Genomic DNA, 19,994 nt, shown 5'->3' with positions numbered 1-19,994 from the left:
GCTTTTTCTGTACAGAAATTTCTGTAAACATCTAAAACTCAATGTAAAAGAAAAGCCTTTAAACTGAGAAGTATCTGAACAAAGCTTATGGTAAGCTAGAGAGGTAAAAAATATAAACAGAGTAGGGCCAATGCGTTAAGTGCTGTGAAATGGGATGTCGTTCACAGACGAAACTTGGAATTTCCAAGTGCGGTAGAGGCTTGCATCCGCTGATTCTCATATAATCAGTTACTCACCAGATCCTTGGGAGGTACTATATGAAAAGATTTACTGTGAAGCTGTCACTGATACAGCTTGTTTTTTTGGCGATTTTGTTGGCACTCTCCATCATCTTACGCTCTTTTACTTTCGGGAGTAGCTTTTGGAAACTGTCGCCAGGTTTTGTAGCTGATGGGCTAATTGGTTTCTTTGTTGGTCCCTTATGGGCTGGATTAGCTTTAGGCCTTGGCGATATCTTTGGCGTTCTTTTTCGAGGAAGTATATCGTCACCTGGGATGACAATAACCGCTGTTGGAGTTGGTATTATTTATGGCTATGCTTTCTACAATAAAAAGATTAATATTACCCGTAGTAAGGATTGGCTGTATATTTTAGCTATTGTTAGTCTGATAATGTTTTTTCAGACACTCTTGCTCAATACATTTTGGCTTTCGTTAATGTATCAAACACCTTTTAAGGTATTACTCGCCACACGTATACCTTTGTTGATTCAGATACCAATAAGAACGGTAATTTTGATGTTGGTTTTTGACAATATCCAAAGAATCCCGCAGATTATGAGAAGCCTTAAGAAATAGAGAGAAAACCGTCATTTTTGGCGGCTTTTCTTTTTGAGGATAAAGAGGGAAAAAGTTAACAGGAAAGCTCCCATAAAAGCAGGAGAAGATGGTCCGAAAAGGCTGTAAAATTGCCCTCCGATTAACGGGCCGATAATCCTAGTAAGAGCTTGGAGGGCTTGACTTCCACCTTGAATTTTTCCTTGGTGCTGCTCCGATACAGCTTTAGAGAGATAGCCGTTAAAAGTGGGTGAGAAGAGAGAATCACCAAAGCCATAAATGAAAATACCTAAGATAAAGAAGAGTGGATTAAGACTGAGAGCGGAGATAGCGATGAAAATATACCCTAAAAGTTCTGAAATTATAGCTAAAAGGATAATCCGAAAATCAGATAATCGTTTAATCAAATAAGGCATAATAAAAGATTGTGTGAGGATATCTTGAAGTCCCATTATAGAAAAAACTAAACCGATGAGTACAGGTTGCCAAGCAAAACTATCAAGAGAAAATTGGGACATGATAGCCTGTAAAGCTCCGTTAGGAATCCATAAAAGTATACCAGCGATCAGTAAGCGGCTTAACTTTTGAAGCTGAAACAAACTCATAATTTGGCTAAAAGGATTGAGTTGACGTATCTCAAGTTGTGTGAGGCGGTTTTCTTCAGGTAGGCTTTCTGGCATAAAGAAGTAGCCATAGATGAAATTAATCAGGCTGATGAGTGCTGCAAAGAAAAAAGGTGTACGATAGCCAAAATGTGATAAAAGTCCTCCAAATGTAGGTCCTAGCAGGGTGCCAATACCGACCACAGCCGACATCCACCCAAAAATTTTAGTACGTGATTCAGCACTGGTAATGTCTGCAAAATAAGCAAAAAGAGTCGCAATATTTCCTCCTGATATCCCATCAATAATCCTCCCGAGAAAGAAAAGCCAAAGTGCGCCCGCCATTCCAAACATCAAATAACCAAGGGTAGATCCGAGCAAGCAGAAAAGTAAGATAGGTTTGCGACCAAATCGGTCACTTAAGCTACCAAGAGCTGGTGCAGCGAAAAAGGTACACAAGGCATAGACGGAAGTGAGCAGCGTAACCATTAAAGGTTGGGTAGAGCTTGTAGTATAGGGGGTAAGTAAAAAAGGGATGACTGGATTAATAATGGTAAAGCCAAGTCCTGTGAGAAAAACGGAAATCAGGCCAAAACTGAGAGCGTGCTTGTTTATAGTGTGCATAAAACTCCTTAATTAATGTTTCTTAGGAAACTATAATATAGAGTATATCCGTTTATTGTTTCTTTGTCAACAAAAAACTTTGATAAAAAACAGCTCTATTTAGAGCTGTTTCGGAGTTCTTTATCTAAGTGCTCATTGTAAAGTTGGGTGAACTGTAAGATAGTATCCAAATCTTTCGAGCTAAAGGATTCGAACACGGGCTGATCACTGATGAGAAATTCATCATGAAGTTGCTCGTGCTGTTGATTTATTTTTTTACCTTTTGCTGTTAGTTTAAAATAAATTTCCTTTTTATTATCTGCTTTCTGAAAAGTAGCAATGTCTTCTTTTTGAAGTAATTTTTTTGTAGCTTTACTAATCGCTCCTCGTGTGACATACAGCTGATCAGCAAGTTTGGTTACATTTGGTTCATCCAGTTTAGCAATAAATTCAATACAGGCAATTTCTAAAAAGGAGTAGCCTTGAAATTTTTCAACCATTTGCGGTTTTCTTAATTGATCCATCTTATTAAATAAATCAGTAAGACTCAGCATAATCTCTTCTTGTTCTTTCATACTATGACTCTCCTGTTATTTGACGATAGATGCAGCGCCATTGCTCATTTCGCCGCCAAATACTTGATACAGTGTAACGTTTTTGATGTTCAAGATAATGATAGGTGAGAATGAATGTTTTTTTGCTGACTTGTTCCGCTTGGTAATTTTTTATAGCTAAATGTTCTTTCGGAGTAGACGCGGAAATAAATTCTTCAAGATGAATGATTTTACCATTTACGGTAACAGCCTGAAATTGAGGAGCTAAGAGATTTTCAAGGTTTTTTCCATTGAGAAGAGCTTCCTCCTTAGGTAATAATTCAAGGGCACGAGAAGCAAAATGCTCTTCTTCTGGTAAGGCGGCTGGTTCAACATGAACATCGACATCGTAAACATCAAAACCGGCCATTAGCATACGTTCAATTTTTTCCGTTGCAGCATGACTCTCATAAACCGATAAATCACGAGACATTTCCACAACAACATCAAGAAATATGTTACTTCCGTAAGTTCGACCCCGAATCATTTTTACAGATTTAACTTTATCAACCAGTTCAATAGCTTCTTTATAATCTACTAACAGATTATCATCAAAGCCATCAGATAAAGAAAAGACACTGTCCCGAAAGATATCATAGGCAGTCTTCAAAATAAAGCCACAAATAACCAAGGCCATAATTCGGTCTAGCCAAATCCAGTGTAAAGCAGCAGCAATGATAGCGACAGTTGTTCCGAGTGAAGTTAGGGCATCACTCAGATTATCTTTACTTGAAGCTTCCAGCGCTTTCGATTGGGTTTTCTTTGCTAAACGGCTAGAGTAAAAGTAAACGGAAATCATAACAACAGCTGAAAATAAAGCAACTGCAGCACCGATTGGATTGATTTCTGTTGAACTTCCTTCTATAAAACCAATGATTGTTTGCCGTAAAACTTCAAAGCCAATGAAGAACATGATAAAGCTAGAAATAAGACTAGCAATCGACTCCACCTTCCAGTGCCCATAGGTATGGTCATTATCCGAAGGAATACGTGCAATACGAAGACCGATGACAATGGCAATATTTCCTAAAATATCCGTGACATTATTGAAACCATTTGCAAGGAGTGAAGCCGAGTTCGTGATTTGTGCGACACCAAGTTGCAGAAGAGACAGGAAGATATAAGCAGCTATACTTACCCACACACCTCTTTCGGCAAGCTTAAGATTGTGAGAACGTGAAATTTTGCTAGTATTCATATATTTAATTATAACAAAAAAGCTCTAGAGCTGCTTTTGTGCATCGCTATTTATAGAAAAAATGACGAGAAATTTTGTAAAAATTATTCTGCTGTACGAAGAATTTAAAAATACCAAACAGAGATGAAATAGTTGTCGCAAATCGTTGACAGTAGTCTAAAAAAACGTTAAAATGAATTTGTTAGTTTATTTTTATTGTAAACTAAAGAAAAGACTAATAGTGTTAGTTATTAGCATTGCAAAATAGATATTTAAATGTTATAATTTTTCAGCTAACGTATTTATTCTTGTTATTTTTGACAAGAAAATGAAAGGAACCTTTTTTATTTATGGTAATGAAAGCCATTGGCAAGTACAAGCTACTTGTCTTCGCTGCCCTTGCTACCATGCTTCTTCAAGTCGGTGCTGCACTTTGGCAGCCACAGTACATGAAGAACATTTTGAGTGTCATGGCAGAATCTATTTCGATATCGGATAAGGTCGATAAAATTAATCATTATGGGGTATATCTTTTGATTATCGCCGTAGTGGGATTGGTTGGTTCTATCCTCAACACAGTGACGGCTGCAAAACTTGCCCAAGCTGTATCCGCAGATATCCGTGAAGAAACCTTCCGTAAAATTCAAACTTTCTCTTATGAAAATATTGAGAAGTTTAACGCCGGTAATCTCGTTGTACGTATGACAAACGACATCAACCAAGTACAAACACTTTTGATGATGACTTTCCAAGTCTTGATTCGTGTTCCGTTACTCTTTGTTGGTGCCTTTATCTTGTCAATTATTACAATGCCTGAACTTTGGTGGATTATTATTGTCATGGTTGTACTTATTGTAATAGTAACAATGGTGTCAATGAAATCAATGGGCCCTCACTTTATGGTTTTCCAAAAATTGATGGATCGTATCAACGGAATTGCTAAAGAAAATCTGCGCGGTGCGCGTGTTGTTAAATCCTTTGTACAAGAAAAAGACCAAATTCAAAAATTTGATGAAACTTCCGATGAACTCTTAGGACATAACATGGCTGTTGGATATACTTTTGCCGCAATGATCCCAGCATTTACAATTATTTCTCAATTGGCCGTGTTTGGTGCCATTTTATTGGTTTCTACATATGTAACACGTGATTTGAATACAGCAGCCAACACTCTAGGCGGTATCATGTCATTTATCCAGTATATGATGCAAATCATGATGGCTATTATCATGGGTGGTATGATGTCAATGTTTGCTTCACGTGGTTTTGTTTCTATCGGACGTATTAATGAAGTTTTGAAAACTGAACCTGCGATGACCTTTGAGGATGTACCAGATGAAGAACTTAACGGCTCTGTTAAGTTTGATCATGTATCATTTTCATACCCTAACGATGAGCATCCAACCTTACAAGACATCAGCTTTGAAATCAAATCGGGTCAAATGGTTGGTATTGTCGGAGCCACAGGTTCAGGTAAATCAACATTGGCACAATTGATTCCACGTCTTTTTGATCCTACAGAAGGAACAGTTAGTGTGGGTGGTAAAGATCTCCGCCATGTTTCAAAAGCAACCTTGAAAAACACTATTTCCATTGTTCTGCAAAAAGCTATTCTTTTCTCAGGAACTATCGCAGGCAACTTGAAACAAGGTAAATCTGATGCCACAGTTGAGCAAATGAGCCGTGCAGCAGAAATTGCTCAAGCTGCTGAGTTTATCGAAAAACTTCCAGATCATTATGAATCACAAGTTGAAGAACGCGGAAATAACTTTTCTGGTGGACAAAAACAACGTATGTCTATCACACGTGGTATTATCAAAGATCCTAAAGTTCTTATCTTAGATGACTCAACATCGGCACTTGATGCTAAGTCAGAAAAGTTAGTACAAGAAGCTTTGAGTAAAGACTTGAAAGATACGACAACTATTATTATCGCTCAAAAGATTTCATCAGTGGTTCATGCGGATAATATTCTTGTGCTTGATGAGGGTAAACTTGTCGCTCAAGGGACACACGCGGAGCTTGTCGAAAACTCTTCTGTCTACCGTGAAATCTATGACACACAGAAAGCAAAGGAGGACTAAGTTTTCGTTGTGTTTCAACATATTTTAAACCTTAAAATATTGGTTGAAAACAGGAAAATGAAAAAAGATTATGAATGATACATCTCGTGCATTGAAGTTCTTCTATCTCTACTTCAAAAAATATAAATTACAATTCCTAGTGATTGCGATATTTATCATTGCGGCTACTTATCTGCAAGTTAAAGCACCTGTCCTTCTTGGGGATTCTATTACACACCTTTCGACTTATGTTGGAGACTACTTTAGTCATCAACATGCAGGAGATGCGGTGAAAGGATTGCAACAGATTGCAGCTGGCTCTAGTCAAGCTCAAGATGCCTTGCAACAAATTGCGAGTCAGATGTCGCAAGCAGCCGGACAGGTTGTGGATTGGCACAGTCTGACATCTGCAAATGTACCTGCAGCAGTAACTTCAAACTTACCATCAGGTACGACTATTGATAGCCTCCAAGCGATGGCTAAAATACCAACAGATTGGCACCAATTGACAGATGCGAATGTTCCAGAAGCGATTCGTGCGAGTCTGAATGGTCAGTCTATTTCTGATTTGATGAAGGTTGCAACTTCACAAGCGCCAAGCAAAGCTGATTTCATGCGTTCAATGTGGATGCTTCTTGCATTTTATGTCATGACAGGTATTGCTCAACTTATTTATAGCTTGCTTTTCACACGTATTGTTGCACACTCAACAAACCGTATGCGTAAAGGCCTTTTCGGTAAGTTGGAACGTCTAACAATTTCTTACTTTGACCGTCATGCAGATGGCGATATTCTCGCACGTTTTACATCTGACTTGGATAACATTCAAAATACTTTGAACCAAGCAGCAGTCAATGTAACAACTAACTTTGCACTCTTTATCGGGATTTTGTACATGATTTTTGACCAAAATGTCAAAATGGCTTTAGTCACAATCTCGACAACACCTGTCGCTGTTCTCTGTGCTGTGATTATTATCGTTCAAGCTAAAAAGTATACTGACAGACAGCAAAAAGAAGTTGGTGAGCTTAACGCTTATATGGATGAGAAAATCTCTGGTCAAAAAGCGATTATCGTTGAGGGTCTTCAAGCTGAGGCTATTGAAGGGTTTGAAGTACGTAATGACAAAGTTCGTAAAACAACTTTTGCCGCGCAAGCTTGGTCAGGTATGATTTTCCCATTGATGAATGGTTTCTCTCTTGTGACATTAGCATTAGTTATCTTTGCAGGAGCAAATATTCTCCTCAATGATGCGTCATTGTCAACAGCAGCAGCCTTTGGTTTGCTTGCTACATTTATCCAATATGCTCAACAATATTACAATCCAATCATGCAAATTTCATCATCATTCGGTCAATTGCAACTCGCCATCACGGGAGCAACACGTTTGAATGTTATGTTTGATGAAAAAGAAGAAGTACGTCCTGAAAATGGAAAACCTTTTGAAAGCATTACTAAAGGTGTACATATTGAGGATATTGACTTTAGCTATCTTCCAGGAAAACCTGTCCTTAAAGATGTCAACATCAATGTAGAAAAAGGCCAAATGGTTGCCTTAGTTGGTCCAACTGGATCAGGTAAAACAACCGTCATGAATCTCATGAACCGTTTCTATGATGTGGACAAAGGTGGTATCAAGTTTGATGGTACGGATATCCGTGAATTTGATTTGGACTCTTTACGTTCAAAAGTAGGTATTGTTTTACAAGAGTCCGTTCTTTTCTCAGGTACAATTGCAGACAATATCAAATTTGGTAAAAAAGATGCCACTATGGATGAAATCATCACAGTAGCAAAAACCACGCATATTCATGAATTTATCGAGAGTTTGCCAGATGGTTATGAAACACAGGTGGATGATGATGACAATGTCTTCTCAGTGGGTCAAAAACAACAAATCTCGATTGCACGTACAATCTTGACAAATCCCGAATTACTTATCCTTGATGAAGCAACATCGAATGTTGATACGGTAACCGAAGAACAAATTCAGATGGCTATGGAAGCAGCGATTGCTGGTCGTACATCATTTGTTATTGCGCATCGTTTGAAAACAATTCTTAATGCGGATAAAATCGTTGTCCTTAAGGACGGTGAAGTTATTGAAGAAGGAAACCACAATGAACTAGTAAATCTTGGTGGCTTCTATTCTGAACTTTATCACAATCAGTTTGTCTTTGAATAAAATTTCAAAAAGAACGGAAGAAAAAACGCTTGTACTAAAAGTACAAACGTTTTTTTCTTCTAAAGGGAGAGTGAAAAATTATTATTATGAGGCTTGTTCAAAGATGGCTACTATCTCCACTGATCCGATACCCGAAGGGATAATAAGCTGTTCCTTACTCAGAGGCTCATCGTCAACTTTCCAGCCCACGAACTGATAGTATGGCAGTTTAGCTTTGGCTTGAGAGATATAGCCTTGTTCAATACTACGGATACCCTTAGGGTGCGTCCAATCTAATGGCTCATCCCAGATGGTTCGTGCACTATAGCTTATGGCGTATTTTATGGGTGTCCATTGAGCATGGAAGTCATAAATTTGTCCAATAGGATCAAATTTATGGTTCTCCTGTGGCTTCCAAAGAAAACTTGGGTTATACACTCTGGTTCGATGGATAACCGAGCTTGGTCCCGCATAAAGTTGTGCCTGCTCTGAGGATTGAGGATGAGCGAGTACATTATGGCGATTGCGTACTTTTGCCCAGCCTTCAAATTTGTATCCCTCAAGTTTCAAGCTCTTGTTTTTGAGTGAATAACTTTGACTTTTTGGCAGTAAATCTGAGCTCATACCAATCCATTGACCGTCGGCATTGATGATTTTATTATAGTTTAAATAGTCTGTATCCTGTAAAGAGGGCGTAGTTGGCAAGCCCGCTCGTTTTAGGTGGTTAAGCATGTCTTTGTTGATGTTAAAAAAATAATTAGCTTTGAAATAGTTGGATTTATTTTTATTTGGGATGAAAGAAGTTTTGAGTGAGAAATTCATCGTTTATCACTTTCTTTATTTTTGTCTTTAATGCTATATTATCATTTTTTTCTAATGATAGACAATAATATACAAAAAGACTTTTTGGTAAAAATTAAACAGTCCTACTTAAAGAAAAAAGGATATCTTCATCTATTCAAAATAAGGGAAAAATGGTAAAATAAAGGGTACATGTATTCCATGTTTCAAATAAAACAATAATAGTGATAGAGTATAATTTATGAAAAAAATAGTAATTAATGGTGGTAAAAGCATCTCGGGTAAGGTAACAATTTCTGGGGCGAAAAATAGTGTAGTTGCTCTTATCCCAGCAACAATCTTAGCCAATGATGTTGTTACACTTGAAGGTGTGCCTGACATCTCTGATGTCGCTAGTTTAGTAGAGATCATGGAAATCATGGGAGCAAAAATCCAACGAGATATTGCTGCTGGTATTTTAACGATTGATACACGTGAAGTGGTTTCCAAACCATTGCCTTATGGAAAGATAAATTCTTTGCGTGCTTCTTATTATTTTAACGGAGCTTTATTGGGTCGTTTTGGGAAGTCAACGGTAGGCTTACCTGGTGGTTGCGACTTGGGTCCACGTCCAATGGATCTCCATATAAAGGCTTTTGAAGCACTCGGAGCAGAACTTTCTTACCTAGAAGATGCAATGCATTTGGAAGCCAAAGAAGAGAAGTTGCGTGGCTCTACTATCTATATGGACATGGTGTCAGTGGGAGCAACAATCAATACCATGCTTGCGGCAAGTACCGCAGAGGGTGTGACGATTATCGAAAATGCTGCACGTGAACCCGAAATTATTGATGTGGCTACTCTGCTTAATAATATGGGGGCGAAAGTTCGTGGTGCTGGCACAGATGTTATACGTATTACAGGTAAGCCAGAAATGCACGGCGCGCATCATACGGTTATACCAGACCGTATAGAAGCTGGAACTTATCTAGCCTTAGCTGCAGCTATAGGTGACGGTGTAATTGTGGACAACGTGATTTATGAGCACCTCGAATCTTTCATTTCTAAATTAGAAGAAATGGGTGTAAGAATGACGATTCGAGAAGACTCAATAGAAGTTCATCGTTCCGAAAATCTAAAAGCCATCAATATAAAAACAGTGCCTTATCCAGGCTTCGCTACAGATTTACAACAGCCGATTACTCCGCTTTTACTTCAGGCACAAGGTCGTGGCTGGATTATGGATACAATCTACGAAAAACGTGTGAATCATGTTCCTGAAATGGCCCGCATGGGTGCAAAAATTTCAACGGTAGATGATCATATAATTTATGAAGCGCCTAATAAGTTGAGAGGTGCGCATGTTCGAGCTACAGATTTGCGTGCAGGTGCTGGGCTAGTCTTAGCGGGTGTTATTGCAGAAGGTAAGACAACGATTGAGAATATTGAGTTTATTCTCCGTGGTTATGATAATATCATTGAGAAAATGACCAGCTTAGGTATAGATATCAAGCTTGTTGAAGAGTAAGGGTGAAACACAAAGAGCTTTTACGTACTAACTAATACAGGAGGTAAATATGGCTGATTTAAAATTTGAAATTGAAGAACATCTCATTACGCTATCCGAGAACGCTAAGGGCTGGACGAAGGAGCTTAACCGTGTCTCTTGGAATGGTATGGAGGCAAAATATGATCTTCGTCAGTGGTCCCCAGATCATGAAAAGATGGGTAAAGGAATTACTTTGACGGATGAAGAATTTGCGGTTCTCCTAAAAGAACTCGGAAATAAATAAAAAACAGCACGTGCTGTTTTTTTATTTATATTGAGCTTATATAAAAAGAAAAATCATAAAAATGATTTTTTTAACGCAGATATATCATGACAATCATGGCAACATAAAGCGCTAGAGTAATTACAAAAGTGATTCGCCAAAAAAGCTTGAAAAAGCGTTTATAGGAGAAAGCCTTATAGTAAAATAAGTCAAGCAGCAGTAAAATTAGAGCTAGGACTGAAATAATGAGAAAATAGTAAGGCAAGATATTTACAGCAGTGAGTTGCTCTGAAAAAAGATGGAGCCCATAAATCAAGAATAAGATATAGACATCAGGAATGAGAAGTTTACGATGTGTCAGGTGGCGAATACGTAGAAATTTAAAAGCAAAAACCAATATAAGCCAGGTGATAAGCGGATACAAAGTGGCAATAATCTTAGGTAACATAGCTTAATTTTAGCGGTTTTAGACTGTTTTGTAAAGTATTATTTGAGAGATACAGGGTCTTAAAAGTAAAAAGAAAGAGAAAAGACGCTTTTATCTTTTTCTCTTTCTTTTAAAACTCACGAATATCAACAAACTGGGCATGGACAAAATCAGCTAAATCTTTGGGATTGAGTCGTACAGAACGCCCAAGTTCACCAGCAGAAACAATGATTTTATCAGCTTTAAGAGCTATTTCATCAATATAGATAGGGAATTTTTTTGTTTGCCAAATCCCAACAGGATTATTCGCACCGTGGATATACCCTGTTGTTTTTTGTAACTCTTTTTGGGGTATCATGTGTACTTTTTTATTACCTGAAACTTTAGCTAATTTTTTTTCAGCCAAGTGCTCAGTTAAAGGGATGATACCAATAAGAGGTCCGCTCTTATCGCCTATAAGTGCTAATGTTTTATAAATATCACTGCGTTGGATGTCATCTGGAAGGAGCTTTTCTTCCAAAGCGTTAATGGCAAGAGCTTCATGATTGATGAGTTCTTTGTCCAAAATTTGCTCAACCAGTGTTTTCTTCAGTTTCTTTTTCTTGCTCATGACTACATTATATCACTTTTTTCCTTGGAAAATTTGGGGTGCACTTTTAGCAATAATAAGGAGAACAAGAGCTGCAAGAATGGCCGTTGCCAGTCCACTGACACCATTCGCAACGAGGGAATACGGGATGGCTCCCCAGCCTTCCCAAGCATACTGTCCCCAGAAAATTACTCCAGCAATAAAATGCCAAAAGTATTTAATAAGCACTCCAAGAAAAACAGCAGCTAAGATAGTTTTTGAGTGGCTTGAATCTTTTTGTCTTAACAAACCCGCCAAGCCAAGAGAAACAGGGGCAACGATATACTCTAGGATGGTCTGAACCGGAGTGAGCACAGTTGCTTGTCCTAAAACGATTAAGAGCAAACCAAAGACAAGTCCGCCAGACATACCCCAGAGTACCCCACGACGTAAAGCTAAAACGAGTAGTGGGATGACTGCAAGCTCAAGGTAAAAGACCTGAGCATAATTGATCGAAATAAAACTCAAGACAAGAGCTAAAGCTGCTGCAATAGCAGTTTCGGTGAGTTCTAAAACCTTAGAATTAGACATAAAAAAATCTCCTTTTGTTGGCACAAAGGAGGGTTAAAGAGAATCAGGAAAAAACTCCCTGAGTACAAACACATTCCTACGCTGGTACTAGCCAGATCAGGTCAAATGGTGTTTCTCAGCCCTTAGCTTTTCTAAGAGCACCCATTGTGCAAATTTATTAATTTTACATTATCAAATATATCATAATGTGTTTATTTTAGCAAAAATGTCATACTTATACCGAGAAAATTCCAAGCCATATGGATAGCCATGTTGAGATAGAAATTACGGTATTTGAAGTAAAAACCAGTAAGAACCAAACTCATCGAACCATAGACAAGCCAACTGTATAAATCTGTTGGACTGTGCATACCAGCGAAAAGAAATGCAGCAGTAATAAAGGCAAGAATTTTATGCTTTTCAAAAAGAATTTCAAAAGGCCCCACGCGATAAGTCAACTCTTCGAAAAAGCCAGCAAAGATAGTTTGAACCGCAAAGATACCTAGAGGAATAACTTGTGCTAAACTATTCAGTGCTTCTTGGTTTTCAGTGCTCGCCTGTAGGCCAAGAACTTGAGCTAAAATATTAACAAGGAGTGACACAAGAAAGAGAGAGCCAAAACCTAAGAAAATTTTCCCAAGAGGAAACTGTTTAATAGCAATGGGTGGGATAACTTTTCTGCGACGGGCGATAAAGTAAGAAAAACCCAAAGAAATAAAGAAGACAACAAAGAAGATGCCTTTATCAAGCGAAGAAAAAGCTTTGCCAGAGTGAAGTTGGCTAATAAGTGTTGTAGTAAAGGTTGGCAGCAAGGAAAGGGCAAACAGAGCTAACCAGCTGGCTTTTTTATAGACAAAAAGCAAACTAATCATATAAAGTATAGCCCCAAGCATTAGCCATTGGATCCAGCTTCCGCTTAAAGAAAAAGGAAGCGCAAAGAGGAAGGCAGGGAGGATAGTCCAAGTCCAAGGTTTTTTAAAAAGGTCACGAAATTTAGTCATAGAATAATTTTAACATATAATCATTGATAAATTGCATAAGTTTTAATAAAATATAATAAGATAAATGGAGAATCAGAATGAAAGAATTCATAGACAATTTAGAAATTTGCTTACCAGGATATCGCGTATTGAACCGTGAAGAAAATTTAGATTTTTATCGTGAAGTTTTAGGCTTGAAGGTCCTTCACGAAGAAAATGCTGAAGTTTTTCTGGCAGGGCATGAAGCAAAAGAACCAAGACTTATACTGGAGGAATCTCCTGGTGTGGCTTCTGTTCAAGGCGTGAAAAAGCATGGTCGTACGGTTATTAAAGCAGAAGAAGATGAGATTGAGCAACTTTTGGCTCATAATATAGACAGAGTTGCCCATATCTATCAAGTGAAAGATAGCTGGGCTTTTGAAGCTGTGTCACCAGAAAACGATGTTTTTCTAATGGTATCGGTAGACGACTGGTCAGATTTGACCGAGGTAAGCAAAGTTGAAGTTGATTTCGACGAAGGCGAATGTCTTGGACTTTCTGATTTCACAATCAAAGAGGTGCAAATTAATATAGCCGAAAAATCAGTGATTGGCGAATATGAAAAGATTTTAGGTTTGAAAGCAGAGAATAATATCTTAGATCTTCATGATTTGCGTCTAGTTTTTTGTCTAGCAGAAGGTGATGATTTAACAGCTGCTATGGATGAAAAATTGGATTTAATGCTGCTACGTTTCCAAGTTTCTCAAAGTTTTGATTTGGCTCAATTTGCAGAGAATCTGTCAACAGATAAACTGTATCTAGATAAAAGAGCAAAAACGCTTGCTATTGATATTCCTCATCATATGGAACTCTGGTTCACAAAACAAGGCTTATGAAAAAAGAAAAAGAATTTTTAGCGAAGATTGATGAATATATTAACCACTCAATCTTTCCTGGATGTCAGTTTTCTGTCTTGGAGGGTGGGAAAGTTCAAGAATTCAGTTTTGGCAATCAAGAAACTATCCCCCAAATAAAACCATTAGTAGCAGATAAAAAATGGGATTTGGCCTCTGTTTCCAAGGTTGTTGGGACAGGAACGGCTGTAATCAACCTGGTTTTGGAGGGGAAGCTAGATATCGATGCCCCTTTTACACAGTATTATCCTGATTTTCATGATGATTCGATTACTTTACGCCAGTTACTCACGCATACAACAGGGATTAACCCCTTTATCGAGAACCGGGATAATCTAGATTTTTCTCATCTAAAGTCAGCGATTGATAACATCGTAGTAACCGAGGATAAAACTTGCCACTATACAGATATTAACTTTATTTTGTTGGGCTTTATGCTTGAGAGGTTCTATGATAAGTCCTTAGACAAAGTCTTTGAAGAACAGGTTTTTGAGAGATGGGGTATGTCAGAGACTTCCTTTGGACCTGTGACAAATGCTGTTCCTACTCGTTCAGACATGAAAGCAGGTACAGTGCATGATCCGAAGGCGAAAGTTCTTGGCGTACATTGTGGATCAGCAGGTCTTTTTGCTCCCATGAGTGATCTTGTAAAGTTTGTTCAAGCTTACTTTGCAGATGAAAAATATTTGGAGTTACAAAAAAACTTTGCTTCTGGAAATCGTCCGCGAAGCTTAGCGTGGGACTTTATTCATAACCAATGGCTGCTTCATACCGGCTATACAGGAACGTTTATCTTGATGAATTTACAAACGCAAAAAGCGGTTATTTTCTTATCAAATCGAGTTTATCTTAAAGATGATCGTGCACAATGGATTGCTGATAGAGATGTACTGATCGAAAAACTTATTGAGAATTTAAGCTAACGTCTGTTAGCTTTTTTAGTGGAAAAAAATATAAAAACATCTCCTTCCCAAATGGAAGGAGATGTTTTAGTGTTTATGTATGAGGCAGTTCGTCATTTTTCTTACGGTAACTGATAAATATAATGAAATAAAGAATCACAGTAAAGATAGATACTCCTATAGCATTGGTAGCGAGGATGCCGATGAAGATAAGTATAAGAGCAAGCAAAGCAAAAAGACTCATGCTTAGCGTAGCAAAGGCTTTTGTCTTACGAGCCAGTAAAAAGCCAGCAAGACTAATCAAGAACCAAACGAGCAGTACAGTATAAGATAAAGAGCCAGCCAAGTAATTGAACAAACTATCTCCAAGGAAATAAGATAGAACAACACCAATATAAAGGGTTCCTGAGCAGAAAAGAACGGCTCTTTGTGGAACTTTACTCTTATTTAGCGTAGCAATTTTATTAGAAAATTTTCCTTTGTGATTTTTCAAACGGAAAAAGAGAATTCTTGAAGAAGCGTAGATTCCTGAATTGATTGAAGAAAACAGAGCTAAAATAATAATAAAGTTAATGATATCTGCAGCAAAAGGAACATGCATTTTATTAAAGACCATAACAAATGGGCTCATTGATGAAGTTGCCAAATCATTCCAGTTATAGATAAGCAGTAATAAGAACATTGGGACAATGTAAAACGAGATAATACGACCGATTACGCCACGGATAGCTCTTGGGATTGCTGTTTTAGGATTCTCAGTTTCGCTGACGGTAATGGCGATTAATTCAGATCCGCCATAAGAATAGATGACGATGAGTAAAGAGTTAACGACACCCTTTAGGCCATGTGGGGCGAATCCGCCATATTTTGTCAACCCAGAGAAAGCAGTAGCGAGGTTTGTATTAAAAATATTTTGGGCAACTAAGATTACACCAAAAATAATGAGAAGAATAATAACACTGATTTTAATAAACGCTAGCCAGTATTCTGTTTCGGCAAAGAAAGTTACAGAAAGTAAATTGATAAGAGAGGTTAGGACCGCAATGAGCAATACAAAAAACCATGAAGGGATGTTGGGAAACCAGAGCTGAATAAAACTGGCAGCAGCAACAGCTTCGGCAATAATATTAATCATCCACATTGACCAATAAAGCCAGTCCGTAAAGTCGGCAGCATGATTACCAAGATAAGGCTGAACTAGGCCTGCTAAACCATGAGGTTCATTAGAATGAAGGACTAATTTTTCTAAGCTCTTCATTACAAAGAATAAAACCACACCTCCGATAAAATAAGAAAGTAAGACCGAAGGTCCAGCAAGTTCAAGAGCAGAAGCGCTCCCTTTAAAAAGCCCAGCGCCGATTGCTCCTCCCAAAGCAATCATAGTGATATGGCGTGTAGCCATTCTTTTTTGTAAATTTTGGTTATTTTCCAATTATAAGTTCCTTTCGTTTTATCTGCTCATTTTGAGTAAATAATGAGCAGTAAAATAAATTAAAAAAAGATGTCCATGGGACACCTTGTTGTCCCATGCTTGACTAACGTCAAAGAGGACTTACACTTTGCTTTAGGGCAATTTAGTGTAAGTCCATTATCAACAACAAGACTGTGTGATAGATGTTTGTCATTTTGGGACCTCTTTATTTTAATAGTGTAAAGTATAATATAAAAAATGCAAAAATTCAAATTTTTATACAAATTAGAAAAAATAAAAATAGAAAAACTGAAAATTTTATTAAGGGCGAGAGAATAAATATTTTAAAAATCACTTTTTTACGATAAAAATAAGTATCCAGTAGGGCCTTCTTGTAAAGAAGAACTTTGAATTATAAAATTTAAAGTTCTTTTTATTGAGAACATCGTGAAAAAGCTAGCAAAATATGGTATAATATATGCACATTTTAATAGGAATTATTAAGAATTATCGGACGGAGAGTTGATGCAAGAAGGCATCAAAATGGGATAGAAATAAAATGAGCAGAATGATGCCAGCGCGCGTGCGCAGTGAAGGAATTGCCCTGTATAGTCAGGGACTTTTAATTGATCCGTCAATAGAAGATTTTAAGCTTTCCGCAGAAGTTGAGGGAGAGCAAGTAATTTATGATATGGATGGTGCACAAGATTACTGTTCGTGCGCAGAATTTCAGCGTAATCATCGCTATTGCAAGCATATTGCTGCAGTGGAAGAGTACTTGAAAAATGAAGTCAAAGAAGGCGAAGAAGAAAAGAAAAATATTGAAAAAATAGAATTAGTAGCAAATGATGAGTTGGCTGCCAATGCTACTTTTTTGGATGCCTTAAATGGTGAAGCACAGGTCAATTTTGGCACAGAGCAGTTTTCTATAGAAGCACACATTGAAGATAATGCACAACTCTATGATGTCTTTTCTATGGATTATTTCATGTATTTTGATTTGCGTTTATATAGTGAACGCTTAGGCAGAGCTTATGTTATCAAAGATATTCCTTATTTTTTGCGAACGCTCCAAAACTTTGGTCAGTATTCTCTCGGAGCATTGCACTATGTTGATCTCTTTTTTGATAACTTTGATGAAGCCAGTCAGGATTTTTTGAACTTTTTACTTAAAATCCATGGTAAGTTGGATGCGCAGATGGCGAATCAGCTCTACATTAAAAACGGACGTTATCTCAACTTCCCTTATCTTTTTATCGAAGAAGCGATGGACCTGGCTTCAAATCTCGCACGCTTTAGTCTGAGATTATCAGGCAGTCTGGTCAACTACTTTACTTTTGTTCCTCTAGATAAGGATTCGGAAATTTTCAAGTTCACAGTGAAAAGCCAAAGGGATTTTATTGAATTAAAAATCGAAGATAAATCTTTTAGTGCATTCTACAGTGGCTCGCTTTTGTATCATCATAATGTTTTCTATAAAGTTGATCATGAGCAAAAACGCCTTTTACAACTGGTTCAAAAAGAACTTGAAGAGAAAAAACACAATCAATTTTCGTATACGGACAAGGATAAAGTTGCTCAAGCCCTGCAGCAACTCTCAACTCTAGGACAGATAGAGGCGCCAGAAAATTTTGTTATACGACCTTTTACACCTATTTTCAATTTTGCGAATCCAGATGGCCAAAGTATTGAGCTGTCTGTTCAGTTTGATTATGGTAACTTTAAAATTGAACATTTTCATGAGCTAGAAACCCTTGAATTTTCACGTGATTTACGCCTCGAAAATAAGATATTTACCCTCATGTCACGCTTTGGCTTTGCGCGATCTTTTACCAGTACAGTGACCCTCTCTACACAATTTGCAGAGACTTTCTTTATCAAAATCCTGCCACAATTTCAAAAATTAGGTCAAATTAAACTCTCACCTGGCTTGATGGACATGAAGGTGGACGAAGTACCTGAAATTATGATTGACCGTCGTGGCGGTTTGCTTGACATTGCTTTTGAAATGCCAAGTATTGGTGAAAATGAGTTTGCGAATGTCATCGCACAGCTGCAGAATAACGCAGAATACTATGTGAGTGAAAATGGTAAATTATTCATCTTTGACCAGAAGTTTAGTGAATTGAAGTCTGCTTTGCGTGAACTGGATGATAATTTTACTATTACGGGGACGAGCTTAGAAGTCAATGTAACACGTAGTTTTCAGGTTTCCAAAATTTTTGAAAATATTTCCAGTAGTAACTTTTCGGCTGAATTCAAGGAATTTTATAGTCACTTGACGGATCCTGAGACATATCCTTATGAAAAACCCGAGCACATCAAAGCTGATTTACGTAGTTATCAAGAAACTGGTGTGCGGTGGATGTCGATGTTAACACACTATCACTTAGGTGGTGTGTTAGCCGATGATATGGGGCTAGGAAAAACAGTTCAAGCGATTACTTATCTCCTTTCTAACTTGAAAGAAGGTGAAGCTGCTTTGGTTACGGCCCCAGCAAGTTTGATTTATAACTGGGCCAGTGAATTTGAACAATTTACAGACACAATTGACTTTGTTGTTGTAGATGGTATGAAAGCGGAGCGCGATGCTTTGATTCAGGGCAATCATCAAGTATATATCACAAGCTATGGAAGTTTCCTTAAAGACTTTGATGACTATCAAGCTAAAAAACTTAATTATCTGCTTCTTGATGAAGCGCAAGCTGTTAAAAACTATAGCAGCAAGACAAACAGAGCACTCAGTCAATTAGATGTGGAACATACTTTTGCCTTGTCTGGCACACCACTGGAAAATCGCTTAGAAGAAATCTGGGCAATTTTCCAAGTTGTTATGCCTGGCTTCTTACCGAAACGTGAAACCTTCAATAAAATGGCACCCGAAGTTATTGCTCGTATTATACATCCCTTCATCATGCGCCGTAAAAAAGAAGAAGTCTTGACGGAATTACCGGATAAGATGGAAATGACTTTGCGTAATAATATGGTGGAAGAGCAAAAACTGATTTATTTAGCTCAGTTAGAGTTAATGCAACAGTCTGTCCGTCAAATGGATAGTGCAAGTCTAAAAAAATCACGTATCGAAATACTTGCCGGCATTACGCGACTACGCCAAATTTGTAATACACCAGCGCTTTTCATGGATAATTATGAAGGCGGCTCTGGTAAGCTTGATAGTTTAATGGAGCTTTTGGAGCAAGTGAAAGAATCAGGCCATCGTCCACTTATCTTTTCACAATTTACAAAAACCTTTCCATATATCGAAGCGGCAATGGAAAAACTGGACTTAACCTCGTATAAATTGACAGGTTCAACACCTGTTAAAGAGCGTCTAGAAATGGTACAGGCTTTCAATGCAGGAAGCCGTGATGCTTTCCTTATTTCCCTTAAAGCTGGCGGCGTCGGACTTAATCTGACCAGTGCCGATGTGGTTATTCTGGTAGACTTATGGTGGAATCCAGCTGTGGAAGAACAAGCCATTGCCCGTGCTCACCGAATGGGGCAAAAGAGCACTGTAGAAGTCATACGTTTGATTACACAAGGCACAATTGAAGAAAAAATTATGGAAATACAAGAACGTAAAAAAGATTTGATTGCCAATGTTTTGGATGGAGATGTGATTGATAAGACGCTCAGCGAGTCAGAAATCCGAGAAATTTTAGGACTATAACTTTAAAAATCAATGAAAATGCGATATAATAGTACTAAAGTAC

General features: G+C 37.8%; 17 protein-coding genes and 2 riboswitches. Of the genes, 8 read left to right on the top strand and 9 right to left on the bottom strand.

Annotated features, from left to right (window positions below; translation table 11 throughout):
• Positions 1-115 precede the first annotated feature (115 nt).
• Positions 116-214, top strand: a riboswitch (THF riboswitch).
• A gap of 43 nt (positions 215-257) precedes the next feature.
• Entirely contained in the window at positions 258-797 is a 540-nt protein-coding gene (locus I6G50_RS07765) for a folate family ECF transporter S component (RefSeq protein ID WP_003134821.1), read from the top strand.
• Between the two features lie 11 nt (positions 798-808).
• Here I6G50_RS07765 and I6G50_RS07760 read toward each other — a convergent pair whose 3' ends face one another.
• The 3 genes from I6G50_RS07760 to I6G50_RS07750 form a co-directional block, all read right to left on the bottom strand.
• Entirely contained in the window at positions 809-2,002 is a 1,194-nt protein-coding gene (locus I6G50_RS07760) for an MFS transporter (protein ID WP_197908427.1), read from the bottom strand.
• A 95-nt stretch (positions 2,003-2,097) separates the two neighbouring features.
• Complete coding sequence (locus I6G50_RS07755) at positions 2,098-2,556, bottom strand: winged helix DNA-binding protein (RefSeq protein WP_197908426.1); 459 nt, start codon at positions 2,554-2,556, stop codon at positions 2,098-2,100.
• A gap of 1 nt (position 2,557) precedes the next feature.
• Complete coding sequence (locus tag I6G50_RS07750) at positions 2,558-3,772, bottom strand: cation diffusion facilitator family transporter (protein ID WP_197908425.1); 1,215 nt, start codon at positions 3,770-3,772, stop codon at positions 2,558-2,560.
• Positions 3,773-4,101: 329 nt separating this feature from the next.
• On the opposite strand from I6G50_RS07750, the gene I6G50_RS07745 reads away from it, so the two are divergent.
• A complete protein-coding gene (locus I6G50_RS07745; protein ID WP_003134815.1) occupies positions 4,102-5,835 on the top strand; it encodes an ABC transporter ATP-binding protein in 1,734 nt (577 codons plus the stop codon).
• A gap of 70 nt (positions 5,836-5,905) precedes the next feature.
• On the top strand, positions 5,906-7,999 hold the full coding sequence (locus I6G50_RS07740) for an ABC transporter ATP-binding protein (protein ID WP_003134813.1): 2,094 nt from the start codon (positions 5,906-5,908) through the stop codon (positions 7,997-7,999).
• Between the two features lie 84 nt (positions 8,000-8,083).
• On the opposite strand, the gene I6G50_RS07735 is transcribed toward I6G50_RS07740, so the two are convergent.
• The gene (locus I6G50_RS07735; protein WP_197908424.1) at positions 8,084-8,800 is read right to left on the bottom strand and encodes a hypothetical protein; all 717 of its coding nucleotides are present in this window, start codon (positions 8,798-8,800) and stop codon (positions 8,084-8,086) included.
• Positions 8,801-9,020: 220 nt separating this feature from the next.
• Here I6G50_RS07735 and I6G50_RS07730 point away from each other — a divergent pair, with 220 nt between their 5' ends.
• Entirely contained in the window at positions 9,021-10,286 is a 1,266-nt protein-coding gene (locus tag I6G50_RS07730) for a UDP-N-acetylglucosamine 1-carboxyvinyltransferase (protein ID WP_197908423.1), read from the top strand.
• A gap of 49 nt (positions 10,287-10,335) precedes the next feature.
• Positions 10,336-10,551 carry a YdbC family protein gene (locus I6G50_RS07725; RefSeq protein ID WP_003133281.1) on the top strand — a complete coding sequence of 72 codons (216 nt, stop codon included), beginning with the start codon at positions 10,336-10,338 and terminating at the stop codon, positions 10,549-10,551.
• A gap of 70 nt (positions 10,552-10,621) precedes the next feature.
• On the opposite strand, the gene I6G50_RS07720 is transcribed toward I6G50_RS07725, so the two are convergent.
• The 4 genes from I6G50_RS07720 to I6G50_RS07705 all read right to left on the bottom strand — a co-directional run bounded on the left by I6G50_RS07720 (position 10,622) and on the right by I6G50_RS07705 (position 13,096).
• Positions 10,622-10,978 (bottom strand): DUF3397 domain-containing protein, encoded by a 357-nt coding sequence (locus tag I6G50_RS07720; protein WP_003134809.1) that lies wholly within the window; start codon positions 10,976-10,978, stop codon positions 10,622-10,624.
• Between the two features lie 109 nt (positions 10,979-11,087).
• Complete coding sequence (locus I6G50_RS07715) at positions 11,088-11,567, bottom strand: aminoacyl-tRNA deacylase (RefSeq protein WP_081168052.1); 480 nt, start codon at positions 11,565-11,567, stop codon at positions 11,088-11,090.
• Between the two features lie 12 nt (positions 11,568-11,579).
• The gene (thiT, locus tag I6G50_RS07710) at positions 11,580-12,116 is read right to left on the bottom strand and encodes an energy-coupled thiamine transporter ThiT (RefSeq protein WP_197908422.1); all 537 of its coding nucleotides are present in this window, start codon (positions 12,114-12,116) and stop codon (positions 11,580-11,582) included.
• A 56-nt stretch (positions 12,117-12,172) separates the two neighbouring features.
• Positions 12,173-12,271: riboswitch (TPP riboswitch) on the bottom strand.
• A gap of 36 nt (positions 12,272-12,307) precedes the next feature.
• Positions 12,308-13,096, bottom strand: a complete 789-nt coding sequence (locus I6G50_RS07705) for a CPBP family intramembrane glutamic endopeptidase (protein ID WP_197908421.1) — start codon at positions 13,094-13,096, stop codon at positions 12,308-12,310.
• A 77-nt stretch (positions 13,097-13,173) separates the two neighbouring features.
• Here I6G50_RS07705 and I6G50_RS07700 point away from each other — a divergent pair, with 77 nt between their 5' ends.
• Positions 13,174-13,950, top strand: a complete 777-nt coding sequence (locus I6G50_RS07700; protein ID WP_197908420.1) for a CppA C-terminal domain-containing protein — start codon at positions 13,174-13,176, stop codon at positions 13,948-13,950.
• Positions 13,947-14,891 carry a serine hydrolase domain-containing protein gene (locus I6G50_RS07695; RefSeq protein ID WP_197908419.1) on the top strand — a complete coding sequence of 315 codons (945 nt, stop codon included), beginning with the start codon at positions 13,947-13,949 and terminating at the stop codon, positions 14,889-14,891. Before I6G50_RS07700 ends, I6G50_RS07695 begins: the two co-directional genes overlap by 4 nt.
• 73 nt (positions 14,892-14,964) lie before the next feature.
• Here the strand turns inward: I6G50_RS07695 and I6G50_RS07690 are convergent, their stop codons facing one another.
• Positions 14,965-16,302, bottom strand: a complete 1,338-nt coding sequence (locus I6G50_RS07690) for an amino acid permease (protein WP_197908418.1) — start codon at positions 16,300-16,302, stop codon at positions 14,965-14,967.
• Positions 16,303-16,840: 538 nt separating this feature from the next.
• Between I6G50_RS07690 and I6G50_RS07685 the strand changes: the two genes are divergently transcribed.
• The gene (locus tag I6G50_RS07685) at positions 16,841-19,951 is read left to right on the top strand and encodes a DEAD/DEAH box helicase (RefSeq protein WP_042753088.1); all 3,111 of its coding nucleotides are present in this window, start codon (positions 16,841-16,843) and stop codon (positions 19,949-19,951) included.
• The last annotated feature ends 43 nt before the right edge of the window (positions 19,952-19,994 follow it).

Source organism: Lactococcus garvieae (assembly GCF_016027715.1).
Classification (GTDB): domain Bacteria; phylum Bacillota; class Bacilli; order Lactobacillales; family Streptococcaceae; genus Lactococcus; species Lactococcus garvieae_A.
Note: the sequence above shows the minus strand (reverse complement) of the source record. Positions and strands in the feature narration are given on the sequence as shown.